The organism is Alteromonas sp. MmMcT2-5 (genome assembly GCF_022348315.1).
In the GTDB taxonomy this organism is placed as follows: Bacteria; Pseudomonadota; Gammaproteobacteria; order Enterobacterales; family Alteromonadaceae; genus Alteromonas; species Alteromonas macleodii.
In genome coordinates, this window is record NZ_JAKRFB010000007.1 from 40,429 (window position 1) to 56,718 (window position 16,290).

Annotated in this window: 13 protein-coding genes; 8 read left to right on the forward strand and 5 right to left on the reverse strand. The window is 46.5% G+C overall.

The features are described 5' to 3' along the window. The first annotated feature begins 135 nt into the window (after positions 1-135). On the forward strand, positions 136-855 hold the full coding sequence (locus tag MHN09_RS05615) for an AraC family transcriptional regulator (RefSeq protein WP_239239535.1): 720 nt from the start codon (positions 136-138) through the stop codon (positions 853-855). Between the two features lie 37 nt (positions 856-892). Here the strand turns inward: MHN09_RS05615 and MHN09_RS05620 are convergent, their stop codons facing one another. Then, positions 893-1,747, reverse strand: a complete 855-nt coding sequence (locus MHN09_RS05620) for a hypothetical protein (protein ID WP_239239538.1) — start codon at positions 1,745-1,747, stop codon at positions 893-895. A 242-nt stretch (positions 1,748-1,989) separates the two neighbouring features. Here MHN09_RS05620 and glnK point away from each other — a divergent pair, with 242 nt between their 5' ends. From glnK to MHN09_RS05640, 4 genes are all read left to right on the forward strand, one after another. Further along, the gene (glnK, locus tag MHN09_RS05625) at positions 1,990-2,328 is read left to right on the forward strand and encodes a P-II family nitrogen regulator (protein WP_012516988.1); all 339 of its coding nucleotides are present in this window, start codon (positions 1,990-1,992) and stop codon (positions 2,326-2,328) included. Positions 2,329-2,360: 32 nt separating this feature from the next. Continuing rightward, entirely contained in the window at positions 2,361-3,608 is a 1,248-nt protein-coding gene (locus tag MHN09_RS05630) for an ammonium transporter (RefSeq protein ID WP_014948004.1), read from the forward strand. 221 nt (positions 3,609-3,829) lie between these two features. Further along, positions 3,830-5,521: a gamma-glutamyltransferase gene (gene ggt, locus MHN09_RS05635; protein WP_239239541.1), complete on the forward strand. Its 1,692-nt coding sequence runs from the start codon at positions 3,830-3,832 to the stop codon at positions 5,519-5,521. A gap of 184 nt (positions 5,522-5,705) precedes the next feature. Continuing rightward, entirely contained in the window at positions 5,706-6,632 is a 927-nt protein-coding gene (locus tag MHN09_RS05640) for a Dyp-type peroxidase (protein ID WP_014948006.1), read from the forward strand. Positions 6,633-6,660: 28 nt separating this feature from the next. Here MHN09_RS05640 and MHN09_RS05645 read toward each other — a convergent pair whose 3' ends face one another. From MHN09_RS05645 to MHN09_RS05660, 4 genes are all read right to left on the reverse strand, one after another. Further along, on the reverse strand, positions 6,661-7,734 hold the full coding sequence (locus tag MHN09_RS05645; protein WP_239239544.1) for an adenylate/guanylate cyclase domain-containing protein: 1,074 nt from the start codon (positions 7,732-7,734) through the stop codon (positions 6,661-6,663). 154 nt (positions 7,735-7,888) lie between these two features. Continuing rightward, the gene (gene hemL / locus MHN09_RS05650; protein WP_239239547.1) at positions 7,889-9,169 is read right to left on the reverse strand and encodes a glutamate-1-semialdehyde 2,1-aminomutase; all 1,281 of its coding nucleotides are present in this window, start codon (positions 9,167-9,169) and stop codon (positions 7,889-7,891) included. Between the two features lie 4 nt (positions 9,170-9,173). Further along, complete coding sequence (locus tag MHN09_RS05655) at positions 9,174-10,187, reverse strand: aspartate carbamoyltransferase (protein WP_239239550.1); 1,014 nt, start codon at positions 10,185-10,187, stop codon at positions 9,174-9,176. 163 nt (positions 10,188-10,350) lie between these two features. Continuing rightward, the gene (locus MHN09_RS05660) at positions 10,351-10,998 is read right to left on the reverse strand and encodes a TetR/AcrR family transcriptional regulator (protein WP_014975467.1); all 648 of its coding nucleotides are present in this window, start codon (positions 10,996-10,998) and stop codon (positions 10,351-10,353) included. 129 nt (positions 10,999-11,127) lie between these two features. Here MHN09_RS05660 and MHN09_RS05665 point away from each other — a divergent pair, with 129 nt between their 5' ends. From MHN09_RS05665 to MHN09_RS05675, 3 genes are all read left to right on the forward strand, one after another. Continuing rightward, a complete protein-coding gene (locus MHN09_RS05665) occupies positions 11,128-12,267 on the forward strand; it encodes an efflux RND transporter periplasmic adaptor subunit (protein ID WP_014975468.1) in 1,140 nt (379 codons plus the stop codon). Beyond that, a complete protein-coding gene (locus tag MHN09_RS05670) occupies positions 12,267-15,413 on the forward strand; it encodes an efflux RND transporter permease subunit (protein ID WP_239239553.1) in 3,147 nt (1,048 codons plus the stop codon). The genes MHN09_RS05665 and MHN09_RS05670 overlap by 1 nt, the downstream gene beginning before the upstream one ends. A 165-nt stretch (positions 15,414-15,578) precedes the next feature. Beyond that, positions 15,579-16,274, forward strand: a complete 696-nt coding sequence (locus MHN09_RS05675) for a DUF2982 domain-containing protein (protein ID WP_014948013.1) — start codon at positions 15,579-15,581, stop codon at positions 16,272-16,274. The last annotated feature ends 16 nt before the right edge of the window (positions 16,275-16,290 follow it).

Consider the following 16,290-nt stretch of genomic DNA (forward strand, 5'->3'; position numbering starts at 1 on the left):
TTGTGACAAAATGAATAAAAGTGCTTAATCTAACGGCAGAGAGTACTGAGTTAACGGCAAGGAAATAGATGCAAATAAACGGTGAGTTAGGCAAAAGATCAGTACTACCTATTATGGACTGTTGGGAGCAATAAAATGACTGACAGCCCAATTCCATCGCTATCCGTACGCTCATATACGAAGCAAACGTGCCGCCATAAACACAACTACTTTCAGTTAGTGCTGCCCATCAACGGACATATCTTGATAGAAATCGATAATTTTAGCGGGCGAGTCGGCGTAGGCGAAGGCGTATGCATAGCGCCGAATGAGGTCCATTATTTTAGTGCTAACGAACTGTCAAAATTTATTGTGGCGGACTTGGAGTATGTGCCAGTTAATTTAAATGACAGGTTACACCCAATATTTCAGGTAACGTCAGCATTACAGGCGTTTTTATCGTTTGTAGAGATTCAAATTAGCCAGTTTGCTGACCAAGGCCATGAAGAAATACTGGCGCTATTTTTAACCTTGCTAGAAACATCCTTGAAAGGATGCAGCATGGATAAGCGAATGACTCCTGTATTAAGCCATATTCATCGCGACCTTGCCCGAGGCTTTACACAGGTGGAGTTAGCACGGATAGCCTGCATGGGAACAACGCAATTCAAAACACGCTTTAAAGAAGCCACCGGGCATAGTTTACGAGATTACCTTGTAAAAGTGAGGATGGAAAAGGCCAAAGCACTACTTAGAAATACCGATACACCAATGTTGGGTATAGCTCAGCTAACAGGGTATGAAGATGTTGCAGCATTCAGTCGCCGGTTCAAAGCGTATTTCGGGCAACCCCCTAAGTTTTTCAAAAGAAAATAACTATCCTGATGTGACGGTAAATAGTTAAAAGGCGCGGCTAGTTTCGCTCTTCGTCTTTAGGGAGTTTATTGACTCTAGCGTCTATAAAACGTTTGTGGTCGTCCATTTTGGTGCATTCTAAGGTTCCACCAGCAATTCCACTCAATATCGCCAAAGTTTTATTGGTCGTACTGCTACAGTTTACGCGTTTTGAAGGGCGTCGATTTTCATTAGCTTGTATTTGCTGTGTGCTTGGCCCGCTAAGCACAGGACTATTTTTACGCTCTTGAAATGCTTTTGCTGCCTGTTCTGCGTCTTCAGCGACTTTGTCACTGTGATACTTTTCAAAGTAGAGGGCTGCGCCATCTTTTACCGATAGATTCAACGAGCCTGCGCGCCGATTTGCGTCTTTTGATAAAGTGGGCGACGGCAGTGTATTAGTCGGCTTACTTTCAATGGATACCTGCTGTGTATCGGGCTCAGCATTTTTCTGCTGCTTGGGCGCAGGGCTTTCTACAATTTCATTCTTACTATCAAGTGCTTCAGTCGCTTTGGTTGCGTCAGGCTTCAACTCAATTTCTTGCCTTTTAGGGGAAACATCGATTGGTTTAGTTTCTTGTGGTTTAGCTTGGGCAGGAGGGCGTGGAACGGGGGGATAGTACAGTCTGGCGCTTATCTCCGGCGTTCGCTCCAAAACATTTACTCGTGCTTTTTGGTTGTTGATGCCCATTTGAGAAAGTATGACCACTACGATGATCCCAAACACATGTGCACAGCCCGAAATTAATAGTGGGCGCCACGCCGTTTTCTTTGCAACGGAATGGTGTTCAATGCTGCGCTCAGGCGCAAAGAAAGATGGGGTGATAGTCGTCATAGTAAACAACAGACCATGGGCCCTATCGAATAGTTCCATCCTAATTTCATCGCACTTTTTAGTCCTCTCACCTTACCGCAACCTCATACCGCTTCAAAATTGGGCAAATTTTTAACAGTGCACCATTAGTGTGCATTATTTTTGTGCGTTCATGAAGCGTTTGCTTGTATGTATTTGATTTATTTGGCTAATTATTTGTGGCATGGCTCTTGGTTTATCTTCCCATAGTTGGAAACACGACCATAAATCACAGAATAACCAAAACAAACTGGGAGCAACTCATGAAACTAGTCACAGCGATCATCAAGCCGTTCAAGCTAGATGATGTTCGTGAAGCCATTTCAGAAATCGGTATCGACGGTTTGACCGTGACCGAAGTGAAGGGCTTTGGACGTCAAAAAGGACACACTGAACTTTACCGCGGAGCGGAATATCAGGTGGATTTTCTACCTAAAGTCAAACTGGAAATTGCTGTTCAGGATGATCAAGTAGAGCGCCTGGTAGAAGCCATCGTTGGCGCTGCCAAAACAGGCAAAATTGGAGACGGCAAGGTGTTTGTTTACGACCTTGAACACGCCGTTCGTATTCGAACTGGTGAGTCGGATAGCGACGCGCTGTAAGCCACAACGATATATTTGCGGAGAAAACCATAATGGAAATCACTTTTGAACTTGGGTATGCGCTAGATACCTTTTATTTTCTAATCTGCGGTGCACTGGTTATGTGGATGGCTGCAGGTTTTGCGATGCTTGAAGCAGGTCTTGTTCGAGCGAAAAACACCACAGAAATTCTAACTAAAAACGTGGCGCTATTCGCTATCGCTTGCACTATGTACATGATTTGCGGTTACGGCATTATGTACGGTGGCGGCGACTGGGGTCCATTCCTAAGCGGTATCATGGCTGATGGCGCAACAGGTGTCGCTGAAGAGCCAGCAACATATGCTCCTTCTGCTGACTTCTTCTTCCAAGTAGTATTTGTTGCAACAGCAATGTCTATCGTATCTGGTGCGGTAGCTGAGCGTATGAAGCTTTGGGCATTCCTAGCGTTCGCAGTTGTTATGACGGGCTTCATCTATCCAATGGAAGGTGCTTGGACATGGGGCGGCGAAGCAGTATTCGGTATGTATACGCTTGGCGACCTTGGATTCTCTGACTTTGCAGGTTCAGGTATTGTTCACATGGCTGGTGCAGCTGCTGCTCTTGCAGGTGTTCTTGTGCTTGGTGCTCGTAAGGGTAAATACACCGCTGACGGTAAAGTAAACGCGATTCCAGGTGCTAACTTACCGCTTGCAACTTTAGGTACATTTATCCTGTGGATGGGTTGGTTTGGCTTCAACGGCGGTTCAGTACTGGCTACTGCAACTGTTGAAAGTGCAAACTCAGTAGCGATTGTATTTATGAACACAAATGCTGCAGCTGCTGGTGGTGCAATTGCTGCACTTATCGTAGCACGCATTCTATTCGGTAAAGCTGACCTAACTATGGTACTTAACGGTGCACTAGCCGGTCTTGTGGCTATTACAGCAGAGCCTTCAACACCTACACCATTACAAGCTACTTTGTTCGGCGGCCTTGGTGGTATTTTAGTAGTGCTTAGCATTGTTGCACTAGACAAGCTTAAGATTGACGATCCAGTGGGCGCAATTTCAGTTCACGGCGTGGTAGGTCTTCTAGGTCTTATCCTTGTACCTTTCACTAACGATGGTTCAAGCATCTCTGGTCAGCTAATTGGTGCAGCGACTATCTTTGTATGGGTATTCGTAGTGAGCCTAGTGGTATGGCTAGTGATTAAAGCGGTTATGGGTGTACGTGTGAGCGAAGAAGAAGAATTCGACGGCGTAGACATGAGCGAATGTGGTCTGGAAGCATACCCAGACTTCACAAGCAGCCGTTCGTAAGAGAGTCTCGATTAGGCAACGAAACAACAATAACAATAATGCCTTATTACTTCGTTTAAGCCCCGCTAATGCGGGGCTTTTTTCGTTTCATGCAATGTGTTTTAAGACCATTATTGAGCTTAGGAAAAGAGCCTAGGCGTAATGTGACAATAACGCTACACTATGAATCGATAAACTAACGCTAGATTTATTATCGGCAACGTTTTAGTAAAAGGACGGTTATGACTGCAAGTGTGCGACTTCTACCTTTGATACTGGCTTTCTTTAGTATCAGCTGTTTGGGCTATGACAGAATAACGGGGCAACCCTTTGCAAGTCGCTCAGAAGTTATTGCAAAGAACGGCATGGCAGCAACAAGCCAACCATTAGCTACGCAAGTGGCATTGGATATTTTAAAACAAGGCGGCAGTGCAGTTGATGCAGCTATTGCAGCCAATGCCATGTTAGGTTTAGTTGAGCCTACAGGCAGCGGTATTGGCGGCGACCTATTTGCCATTGTGTGGGATGCAAAAGAAGAAAAGCTAGTCGGCTTAAACGCTTCTGGCCGTTCACCCAGACAGTTAACCAAAGCGGTGTTTGCCGAGCGTGGCTTGCATCAAATTCCAAAATTTGGTCCGCTACCCGTTTCTGTCCCTGGCGCTGTAGATGGCTGGTTTGCACTACACGAAAAATTTGGCAAGCTGCCCATGTCTGCGCTGCTTACCCCATCTATCAAATATGCCCGTGAGGGGTTTCCTGTTTCAGAAGTCATTGCCTATTACTGGCAGATGAATCAAGAGCGAATAGGTCATTATGACGGCTTCGCAGAGACTTTTCTTATCGACGGGAAAGTACCGCAAAAAGGCGATGTTTTTAAAAACCCTGGCTTAGCCGTGACCTATGAAAAGATTGCAACAGGCGGGCGAGATGCTTTTTATAAGGGCGATATCGCACGCACTATCGATGCTTACATGAAGTCTCAAGGCGGCTTTTTGTCATACCAGGATTTGTCGTCACATACCTCGGAGTGGGTAGAGCCCGTTTCTGCTAACTATCGCGGGTATGATGTGTGGGAACTTCCGCCCAACGGACAAGGCATAGCGGCACTACAGATTCTCAATGTGCTTGAGCACTATGATATCGAAGGAATGGGGTTTAACTCAGCAGACTACATCCATACCTTTGTTGAAGCCAAGAAGCTCGCCTTCGAAGATCGCGCTAAGTTCTATGCGGATCCAGACTTCAACGATATTCCAGTCGACTGGCTAATTTCGAAAGAGTATGCCGCTAAGCGCCAGAAGCTCATAGATAATGAACGCGCAGCGAATCGCGTTGATGCGGGTATTTATGAAGGGGATACCATTTATCTGACCGTTGCTGATAAAGAGGGCAATATGGTGTCCTTAATTCAAAGTAACTACCGCGGAATGGGCTCAGGCATGACACCTCCAGGGCTAGGTTTTATTCTTCAAAATAGAGGTGAGATGTTTACCCTTGAAGAAGGGCACTTTAATGAATATCGCCCGGGAAAGCGTCCATTTCACACCATTATCCCGGCTTTTGTAACAAGAAACGGTAAGCCAGTGATGAGCTTTGGCGTGATGGGCGGTGGAACTCAGCCTCAAATGCATGCGCAAATTATTGTAAACATTCTCGACTTCGGAATGAATTTGCAGGAAGCGGGGGATGCTCCACGCATACTGCACAGTGGGTCGAGTAGCCCAACGGGCGCGTTGATGACTGATGGTGGCTATGTGAGCTTAGAATCAGCGTTCAGTGAAACCGTTCAGCGAGAACTCATGGAGCGGGGGCATAAGCTTCAACGCGTGGTAGGCGCGTTCGGTGGCTATCAGGCCATCGCTTGGGACGAGCAGAAAGGTGTCTATTTTGGCGCTTCAGAAACGCGAAAAGATGGACAAGCCGCGGGCTATTAAGCACACTAGTGTAAATAATAGGCGGCGGAGTTAATTTGTTCCCCCGTTTGCTGCTTCGCTTTAAAGGGTTTCAAAGTTTGAAGCAGCCGCTACACTTTACGATAAGGTTCGCACAACAAAGCGCGGCGAATGATCGCCAGCAGCGAAACGTCAGAACAAGGCGTTAATAACAACAAGAGCGGCAATGACACAACCACAAAAAGGCCTCTGCGCTGAGCCAAATTTACATGCACAGTATTTACTACTGAACGTCATTGATGACGATAGCCAAGCCGTACGCGCCAAACTATCTCGCGTGCTGGATATATTCGAGCATTTTGAGAATGAGCACTACGAAGCCATGGTAACCGGGGTTGTCGCTATTGGCACCGGTTACTGGGCTGAGGTATACCCCGGTTTGATACCTGTTGAGCTTGCCCCTTTTCCTGATATGCAGTGTGACGATAGAAGTGCCCCCACCATGCCTTGCGATCTCTTCATTCAAATTCGCGCTGATAGGCTGGATATTTGCCATGCGGTTGGCATTGAAGTGATGGATTTGTTGCGTATTCATGTAGAACTGGTGGAGCAGATAAGAGGGTTTAGGTACTTAGATGGCCGTGACCTCAATGGTTTTCTTTATGGCGCAGATAATCCACGTGGAATGAAGCGCAGACAAGTCGGGATTATTGGCGAAGATGACCCTGACTTTAGCGGTGGCAGCTATGTTCACATACAACGCTATCGCCATGATTTAAGGCGTTGGAATAGTCTTTCAAGCCGTCAGCAAGAACAAGTGATGGGCACCACGCAAGAGCACAATTTGGTAAGTAGCGAACAGTCTGAATCTTCGCACTGTGTTAGGGCAAGCACTGTTGCGCCCGATGGCGACGAACCAAGGCTAATTAAGCAAGGCATGCCATACGGTGATATGGCCTCTCAAGGCTTATTCTTCGTAAGCTGTAGTGCCAGTGCGCGGCCATTTAAACAGATGCTCCACAGCCAAATATACGGCAACGGTGAAGGCGATTATGACAGATGGCTGGACTTTACCAGTGCTGAAACAGGTGCTGCGTTTTTCGCGCCATCCATTAATTTTATTCGCCAGCAGGCTAAGTTATCTGAGTCCTAAATTTAACCGTCGCTTATGGCCATTGGGATTAGTAGACTAGCGCACCATCCCAATCCTCCTTAAAATCGACGCTTTTGTAAATTCGACAAACATCTATGTGATGATGCGCTAGCGAATCGTTTGGGCTCATAGCGACAGCGGTCTCAAAAAAAGAAATGGCCTCGTCCCACTGCTGATTTATACGGCATGCGATACCTGCGGCAATCTTGGTCTGAACCGCCAACTTCTTTTCCTGCTCACTCTCTGAAAGGTGGCTTAACACCTCGTATATTTCAATTGGCGCTTTTCGTCCTTTCACTCTTACCCAGTCAAGCAAGCGGGTTTTAATTGGGAAGCCAGACCCTATGGTCTGAAGAACTTGGGCACTTACGATAATATCCGCCTCGTATTTGGGGGTTAAAGCTTCTAAGCGAGAAGCAATGTTTACGCTATCGCCAATGACGGTGGTATCCATCCTATCTTCTGAACCTACCGTACCCATAATAACAGGGCCAAAGTGGATACCTATTCCCATATTAATTGGTTCGTAGTTACTGTTCTTTCTATGGCCGTTATATATTGTCAGCGCTTTGCGTAAGTCGAGCGCAGCATTAACCGCATCCATAGCTTTTTGTTGTGAAGATCCTTCGCGATGATCGAACAGCGCCATAATGGCGTCGCCCATGAACTTATCAATAAAACCGTGATTTTGATGAATAGGATCGTTCATTCTGGTGAAATAAGAATTAAGAAAGTTCATCAACTCTTGTGGCGTAATACGTTCAGAAAAACCAGTAAAGCCTCTGATATCGCAAAACATAATCGCAACGTCGTTTTCTGCTGCATAGCCAAGACCCAGCGCGTCTACGTCAGAATTCGAAATGTGCTCCACAAACTGCTTTGGAATGAATTTTTGAAAGGTTTGTGTAAGCCTTTGGGCCTCATCGGCAGCTGTGTGAAAGTGCGTTTCATCGTCGTTTTTTGCGACAGTGGTGGAGACATGACGCCGACGTTTAAATTGGCTAGCTCTGTATGCAAACCGACGGCTGCGCCTTACGTGCAAAGTTGTGATAGCGACACTGTAGAGAAAAAGTGCGCAAATAGCGCCAAACTGCCAATCCATTGATAACACCACACCTATAAACTGCTTTTAAATGAAGGCTAATAATCTAGCCCGCGAGGAATTCAAGCGTTACGTATGAGAGAAGCAATGAAGAAGAGGCACTAATACGCCACGGTGGGCGTATTAGTGCAAAAATTACCAGAAAGGAATTAACTTAAAGCGTTGAGAACACTTTATCTGCTGCAGCAAGGGTTTGCTCAATGACTGCAGCGTCATGCGCTTTAGAAACAAAGCCCGCTTCATAAGATGCAGGTGCTAAGTAAACGCCTTGCTCTAGCATACCGTGATAGAACTTGTTGAATTGCTCGGTATTACAGTTAATTGCTTGCTTGTAGTTCGTGACTTTCTCTACGTCAGTAAAGAATATCCCAAACATACTGCCGGCAATATTAGTAGTTAGACTAATATTGTGTTTGTCAGCAAGGGCTTGGAAACCATCCACTAGTGTTTGCGTATTTTCGAAAATTGAATCGTAAAGTCCAGGCTGCTTTATTTGCGTTAAAGCAGCAAGACCTGCAGCCATTGCTACCGGGTTACCAGAAAGCGTACCCGCTTGGTAAATTGGCCCTGTCGGTGCTATGTGAGTAATAATGTCACGACGGCCACCAAAACAGCCCACTGGCATGCCGCCGCCAATGACTTTACCCAAGCAAGTCAGGTCTGGTTTGATGTTATAACGCTCTTGCGCCCCGCCGCGAGATACGCGGAAGCCTGTCATTACTTCATCAAAAATCAATACGCTGCCATATTGGTCACAAATAGCGCGAAGTCCTTCAAGGAAGCCTTCCACAGGAGGGATACAGTTCATGTTACCTGCGACAGGTTCAACGATAATGCACGCAATATCATCGCCATGGGCTTCGAAGATTTCTTTTACGCTGTCTAGGTTGTTGTATTCAACGGTAAGCGTATGCTCAGCAACATTTGCTGGAACACCTGGTGAACTTGGTACACCTAAGGTTAGGGCACCTGAGCCCGCTTTCACTAGCAGAGAGTCGGCGTGCCCGTGGTAGCAACCTTCAAACTTAACAATTTTGTTTCTGCTGGTGTAGCCGCGAGCCAGGCGAATAGCTGACATGGTGGCCTCTGTACCAGAGTTCACCATGCGTACCATTTCCATAGATGGAACCAGTTCGCTAACCAACTCAGCCATGATCACTTCAGCTTCGGTAGGTGCACCGAAAGACAGGCCGTTATATGACGCTTCAATAACCGCTTCGCGAATTTGGGCGTTATTGTGACCTAGAACCATAGGGCCCCAAGACTGAATATAGTCAATATATTGCTTACCATCCGCATCCCACATGTAAGCGCCATCAGCGTTCGTGATGAAGCGAGGTGTACCGCCTACCGCTTTAAAAGCGCGAACGGGTGAATTTACGCCACCAGGAATGGTTTTTTGGGCGCGGGTAAATAGGGCTTCAGATTTTTGCATGTAATTACTTACTCTTATTGCTGTACCAAACCACGTCACGCTCGTACTTAGTGAGAAGGTTTTCTACACCCAGAGTAAGCGCAAACAATGCCATTCTGACAAGTACACCATTGTCGGTTTGTCTAAAAATGGCGAGGTTTGGATTGAGGTTTAGATCGTTATCTAATTCGTTGGCTTCCATACGTGAATCTCGTGGAAGTGGATGCATGATAACGGTCTTCGACTGAAAGTGTTTCGTGTAAATCGACTGATTAAGGCGGAACTTACCTCGGTATTTGTTGGCTTCTTCTTGAGAAGGAAAGCGCTCTTCCTGAATGCGTGTTTGATAGCATATGTCCGCATCCATATTCCCTTCAAGGGTATCGGTAATCGTAAGCTGGTGCCCCGCATTTTCGATGGCGTCTACGATGGGCTGAGGCATGGCCAGCTCTTTTGGCGAAATGAGCGTAAAGCGAATGTTTTTAAACAAACATAACAAGCGAGATAAAGAGTGTACTGTTCGGCCGTAACGCAAATCACCAATCATGGCGATGTGTAAGCCGTCAATGCCGTGACCATTGTATTCCAGTTCACGTTTAATCGTGAACAAGTCCAACAGTGCTTGGGTTGGGTGTTCGTTTGCACCATCACCACCGTTGATAACAGGTACACGACTACCTTCGGCAAATTCTGCCACTGAACCCGCCGCAGGATGTCGCATTGCAATAATGTCGGAATAGCCGCTCAGCACACGGGCTGTGTCGTACAACGACTCACCTTTAGCCAGCGCAGAGCTTGACATGCCGGTGGTTTCTCTAACTTCACCACCTAAAAGGTTGAATGCGGTACCAAAGCTAACTCGCGTACGGGTACTTGGCTCAAAGAAAAGGTTACCGAGAATGGCGCCATCTAGCACGGTTGTGCGCTTTTGTCGTTTGGCATAGGGTTGCATGGAATTGGCAACTGAGAACACTTTCTCAATGGCCTCGCGATCGAATTGATTAACCGAAAGAATGTGGTTACCGGTAAAGTCAGACATGCGCTTCTCAATCATCAACGAAAACGGCGCTAGTTTATAATACCGCTGGGGTTAAGTCATTAGCGCAACGTTAATCTTGCCTTACGTTTTTCTCAGTTTGGCGTTTTATTGAAAAGGACTTTCCAAAAATCAAAATGCAAGTGTGCATGTGCGCATATGTCGGCTAATTGTGTTGCTGAGTATAATGGGTAAAGAGTAAAAGGATCTTTTCAGCTGCGCTATTTACGTGGGCTGTAATCGCTTCGTCTTGAAGCGGAGACTGTATGCCGCACAGCATCATGGTGTGATATTCCCCCTTAAGCAGGGCGCAATAATCTACTGCCAGCTGTTGGGCGATATCACGGCTTAAGCTACCTTCTCCGAACTTCTCTATGACATCACTCAATGTAGATAGGGAAGCTTCGGGCCCAGCCTGATAAAAAAGTGTTGCCACATGAGGGCTATTTACCGCTTCAGCTATAATTACTCGAAAGATAGCAATGGCTTCAGGATCTTGTAATAGTCGCACAAACTGACAGCCAACTTTTCGTAAACATTCTAATAGTGAGAGTGAGCCTGAAGTGGCGTCGATAAGTTGCTGGGTGTCGAGTTGGTATGATCTGCATTTCGATGAGATTGCTGCTTTAAAGAGAGCATCTTTTCCTTCGAAATGAGAATAGACCGTTTGTTTAGACACTCCTGAGGCTTTAGCCACAGTGTCCATAGATGTGTTGGCAAAACCCTCTTTTAAGAACAGGCAAGACGCTGCATGCAATATAAGATGGTATTTCTCTTCGCTTTTAGGTCGGCCTTGCTTTCGAGTGGTAGCCACGTTCGTTCTCACTTTATTGACGAATATTTAAATATCAAACTGGACGGTCTAGTATTTATATACTAGCATAGCACAATAAGTATGCAAATATAGCCCAGAGCAAACGCTAAACTGGTTAAAGGAAATGTTATGACTGCTGCAACGACGCCTTCTAAAAGTGGCAAACTCTCACTTATTATCGCTATTGCCGTTTTTACTGCAGCGTTGGTCATTCTTTTGATGACAGCAGGTCTTGGCAATGCGACACAAACGCCAGAGGCAAGAGTTCCCGTTGCAGTGTCCACTGGAACAGTCAAAATTCAATCGGGCTTTGAAACTCCAATCAATGTTTTTGGGCTAATCGAATCCCCGCGGGCCACTTCGCTTTCATTCGATATGGCAGGGCAAGTCAATACATTACTTGTTGAAGAGGGCGATGTAGTAAGCAAGGGAGATGTTCTAGCCCGTCAAGATATTCAGCGTCTCAACGCCAGAAAACGTGAGCTTCAAGCCTCACTTGAGCGTGCGAACGCCGACCTTGAACTTGCTAGAGTAAACAGCGAAAGAACCACGTCGTTGGTTGAGAAAAAGCTAGAATCAGCGCAGCGACTAGACGAAACCAAGGCAAGTCTCAATGTCGCTAAGGCCCAAGTTAGTGAAATGCAGGCCGCCCTTGAATCACTGAATGTAGAAATAGAAAAAACGACCCTTATTTCTCCCTTCGATGGCGTAGTCAATCGACGATTTTTTGATGAAGGCAGTGTAGTTAGCGCTGGAACCCCCGTGTTTGGAATTACGGGCATAGAGAATTATCAGGCACGTTTCGCGGTACCTGCCGATGTTGTGGATCAGTTTGACCTTAATGAGCCGGTGCTGGTTAGCGTCGGGGATATTGATGTGGCGGGTACTGTTACGCAACGCTTACCTGTTCGCAACGTGCAAACGCGAACCATTGATATTTTAGTGACATTAAATAGTAATGAGCGGGTACGCCCCGGTGACATGGCCATTTTGTCTGGCTTTCGTTCTCACTCTGAGACCGGAAGTTGGCTGCCGGTTAACGCGCTAAGCAACGGCTTGCGCGGTTTGTGGCGTGTATTTGTTTTATCAAACGAGCAAAACGCCACCCTTGAAGCCCGTGTAGTGGAAGTTGTATATACCGACGGAAACAACGCGTTTGTGCGCGGAGCGCTTAAAGATGGAGAGGTTTACGTAAGCGAAGGTACACACAAACTCGCACCTGGCCAAATGGTATCAATCCCCAGTCAACATCAAGCTGGGGCACGCTAATGAAGTCATTTAACTTCGGCTCAGATAAATCTTATCCATGGTATACCTTATTTTACCGACGAGGGCATTTACTCATACTGAGTCTTCTGGTGCTAGTCACAGCAGGGTTGTCAGCATTAGGCTCTCTGCCGCGTATTGAAGACCCGCGAATAGATACGCGAAACGCATTAATCATCACTCAATACCCAGGCGCATCGGCGGAACGGGTAGAGGCTTTGGTTAGTGATGTGCTTGAAGACAGGCTTAGAGAAATATTTGAAATAAAGGAAGTGAAGTCCACGTCGCGTGCTGGTATCTCCATTATCCTTATAGAAACGCAAGACTGGATAAACAATTCAAGTAACGAACAATTATTCAGCGAAATTCGCGACGCCATTGGCGCTGCCGCTGAGTCATTCCCTGAAGGTGCAATGGCGCCAGTTTTCGATGAAAAGCGCGGCGCGACAGCGTTCACTTTATTGCTATCTGTGCGAGCAGACCACTTTGAAAATACCCCTATTACACTCACCGCGCGTTTAGCCCAAGAACTTACAGACAGGCTGCGAAACGTTAACGGCACTGAGCTAGTGCGTGTATACGGCGCACCGCAGGAAGAAATTAGCGTCAATATCGACCCTATTAAGCTTGCTGCAACGGGTCTTACCTTACAGCAAGTAAGCAATTTGATAAGCCGCGCCGACCCCAAATTACCTGCGGGTATGCTTAACTCCCAGCAAAGTAATTTGCGCTTTACAGTGGGAGAGGGCTTAAATGGCGTGAACATGATTGCTTCAATTCCCTTAGTTAACGAGCAAGGCCGCTACTTACGGGTAGAAGACGTCGCTACAGTTGAGCGCAGTTTCACTACCCCTCGCAACGAAGTGGCATTTCTAAATGGTGAAGAGTCTATCTTTGTGGCAGCGCGTATGCAGCCCTCACTGCGTTCTGATGTATGGACAGAAAATGCATTAGCAGTAGTGGAACAGTTCAATAAAGACTTCAGCGGAACCTTAACCGCGACCGTTGCATTTGAGCAAAACGAATATACCGCTACTCGCCTTGCTGACTTATCGATGAACCTGCTTATGGGGTGCGCCGTGGTCATGATGGTTATTCTACTTTTCATGGGGTTTCGTGCTGCGTGGATTGTGGGCCTGGCACTTCCCTTATGCGCCGCTTTTGCCCTGTTCTCTTTAAGTTTTTACGACGAGCAAATTCACCAAATGTCTATCTTTGGCATGATCATCGCCATTGGTTTACTAATCGATAATGCCATTGTTATTACCGATGAAATTCGCATTAATTTACAAGATCCTAATTTAACGCGAGTAGGTGCTATGGCCAAAAGCGTTTCACATCTATTTGTACCGCTGCTGGCTTCAACGCTGACGACCATTTTAGGCTTTATGCCCATCTTTCTTTTAGATGGAAACATTGGTGACTTTGTTGGCCCGATTGCCATTAGCGTGGTGATGGCACTTATTGGCTCGCTGTTTATTTCTCTTACTATCATTGCAGCCCTCGCTGCCCGATTTTTGCCAAAGCACGACAATAGTTCGCAACATGAAATAGCATCGAAGGCGTGGTGGAAAGTGGGGTTACAAGCGCCAGAGCTCAGTCTCGCTTTTAAAAAGCAATTGGGTAGATGGGTTAAACAGCCAATTTTGGTGTTACCGGTTATTGCTATCCTTTGTTTATCGGGTTTTGTATTGTCGGGCACCTTGGCCAATGTGTTTTTCCCAAGTGCAGATAGAGACCAGTTCGAAGTGTACCTGTGGACCAAAGAAGGGAGCAGCATCGACAACACAACGAGCTATGTTAAAAAAATAGATAGTGCTATTCGCAGTGAGCAAGGCGTGAAACAAGTAAGTTGGTTAGTCGGGGGCTCTGCGCCTTCGGTGTACTACAACCAGATGATGACACGTGACAACATGCCTTATTTCGCAAATGCTGTGGTGTCGACAGATACAGTGGATGACGCTGTTGCGCTAGTGGGCAAACTACAACAAGAGCTTGATAGCGCGTATCCAGAAGTACAAATTGTAGTGCGAGCCTTTGGGCAGGGTCCGCCTATTGCGGCGCCTGTTGAGGTAGAGATTTTCGGCCCTGATCTGAATGTGTTGAACGACCTAGGCGACAAAGTACGCATGTTAATGTCTGAAGTCGACGGCATTTCTCAGTCTATAACCAGCGTTTCAATGGGAGAACCCGAGCTTAAAATAAACGCGGACAGCGATAACCTGTCTTACTTGGGGCTTACGCTTTCCGAGCTTGCCAATCAAATGCAGATAAACTTTTCAGGTATTACTGGTGGTTCTGTTTTGGAAAGCACAGAAGAAATTCCTGTACGCGTAAGGCTAGACGAGGCGTATAGACAAAATGTAACGGGCGTAGACGCCATGCCAATTCCGGTTGCAGGAGACAATGCTATTTCTTGGTCGCCACTTGCTGCTGTAACAAACTTAACGCTTCAGCCTGCAACCAGCAGTATTACGCGCCTTGATGGCGAAAGGCTCAACCGTATTCAGGCGTTTTTGCTTCCTGGTGTCCCGGCCATTGATGCAAGTAATCATTTGCGAGATCTGCTCGAAAGTCGATTAATTCTTCCCGAAGGATATCGTATTCATTTAGCGGGAGACGCTGATGAACAGCAGCAAGCATTAGGTAAATTAGCGACCTATGCGCCGGTGCTGTTGGTTCTTATGGTAACCACGCTCATTCTGACTTTTACCAGCTTGCGCATGGCGGGTGTAATCGGATTAGTGGCAATACTTTCTGTAGGGCTGGGTATGTTCAGTCTTTGGATATCTGGATTGCCGGTTGGGTTTAATCCGCTGCTAGGTTGTGCTGGCCTTATTGGCGTAGCAATCAACGGATCTATAGTGGTCATTGCCGCTATCAACGCGAACCCCAAAGCAAAGCAGGGAGACACGAAAGCCATTGTTGAAGAAACCATGAGCTGTAGCCGCCATATTTTATCGACTACTTTCACAACGGTAGGTGGATTGATTCCTTTGCTATTGTTCAGTGAAGGTAGCTTTTGGCCGCCGTTGGCCGTGGTGCTGGCTGGTGGAGTAGGATTCTCGGTAATCTTGTCGTTAGTCTTTACGCCAACTGTAGTGGCTGCTTTTCAACGATACCGTTATAGAAATCACACATTGGCATAATTTTACGGTTAAACTATCCCTTTTTAACCCACGTATAAATTTGGCTTACTTAGCGTATGCGAAAATCAAATCCTCTTTTGCGTTGGTGGCAAACCGACTGCGTTAAGTGTAAACGCATGAGACTTTATATCGTTTGGGCCGTAATCATGTTGGTGGTGTATTTTTATGTCTGGTACTAGTGTCGAACCAATCTATATCCGAGCAGCCTCGAAAAGTAACGGTATTACCAGCCTGGTGCTGGGCTGTATCGGTTTGTGTGTTGCGGCACTGTGGTTAGCCTTTCTTCCCGATTGGCTGTTCTTAGCGGGGATTTTCATCACCAGTGCCGCGTTAGTGTGCTTGCTCGTAGGGTACTTCAAAATTCGTGAGCCCGACTATAGTTTGGAAATAGCCAAAGACTATATTACTTATCGCCACCGTCTGGGCAGTTGGCGTATTCACTGGGATAACCTGCTGCGCGCAGATTGCCCCCGTGTTCGTCATGGGCTGGAGCATATTCCCCTTGAAACCATCGGTTTCAAAATCAAAAGTTACACGGATTTCCTCAATACGATTTCACCACGGCTTGCAACGCACTTGTTAATGGAGCAGCGGCCATTGCTAATGCAGAACACAGATGAGAATTGCGCCTCTGGAAGCTGTTATGAGCAATCTATGTTTGACGATAAGCAGTACGTTATGGAAGACGGGACCATCATTAAAGGCATTAAAGCTATGCTGGCACATCGTATGGTAGAGCTAAGAAAGCGCCTTGGGTATGATATTTTTATCGCGAGCTCAGAGCTAGATAGGGATGCCAGCGAGTTTGCAGGACTTATTGCTCAGTGCCAGAAAGCTAGGCAGTCTTCTGAAGCCAGCTAAGCTCATCGTAGCAATT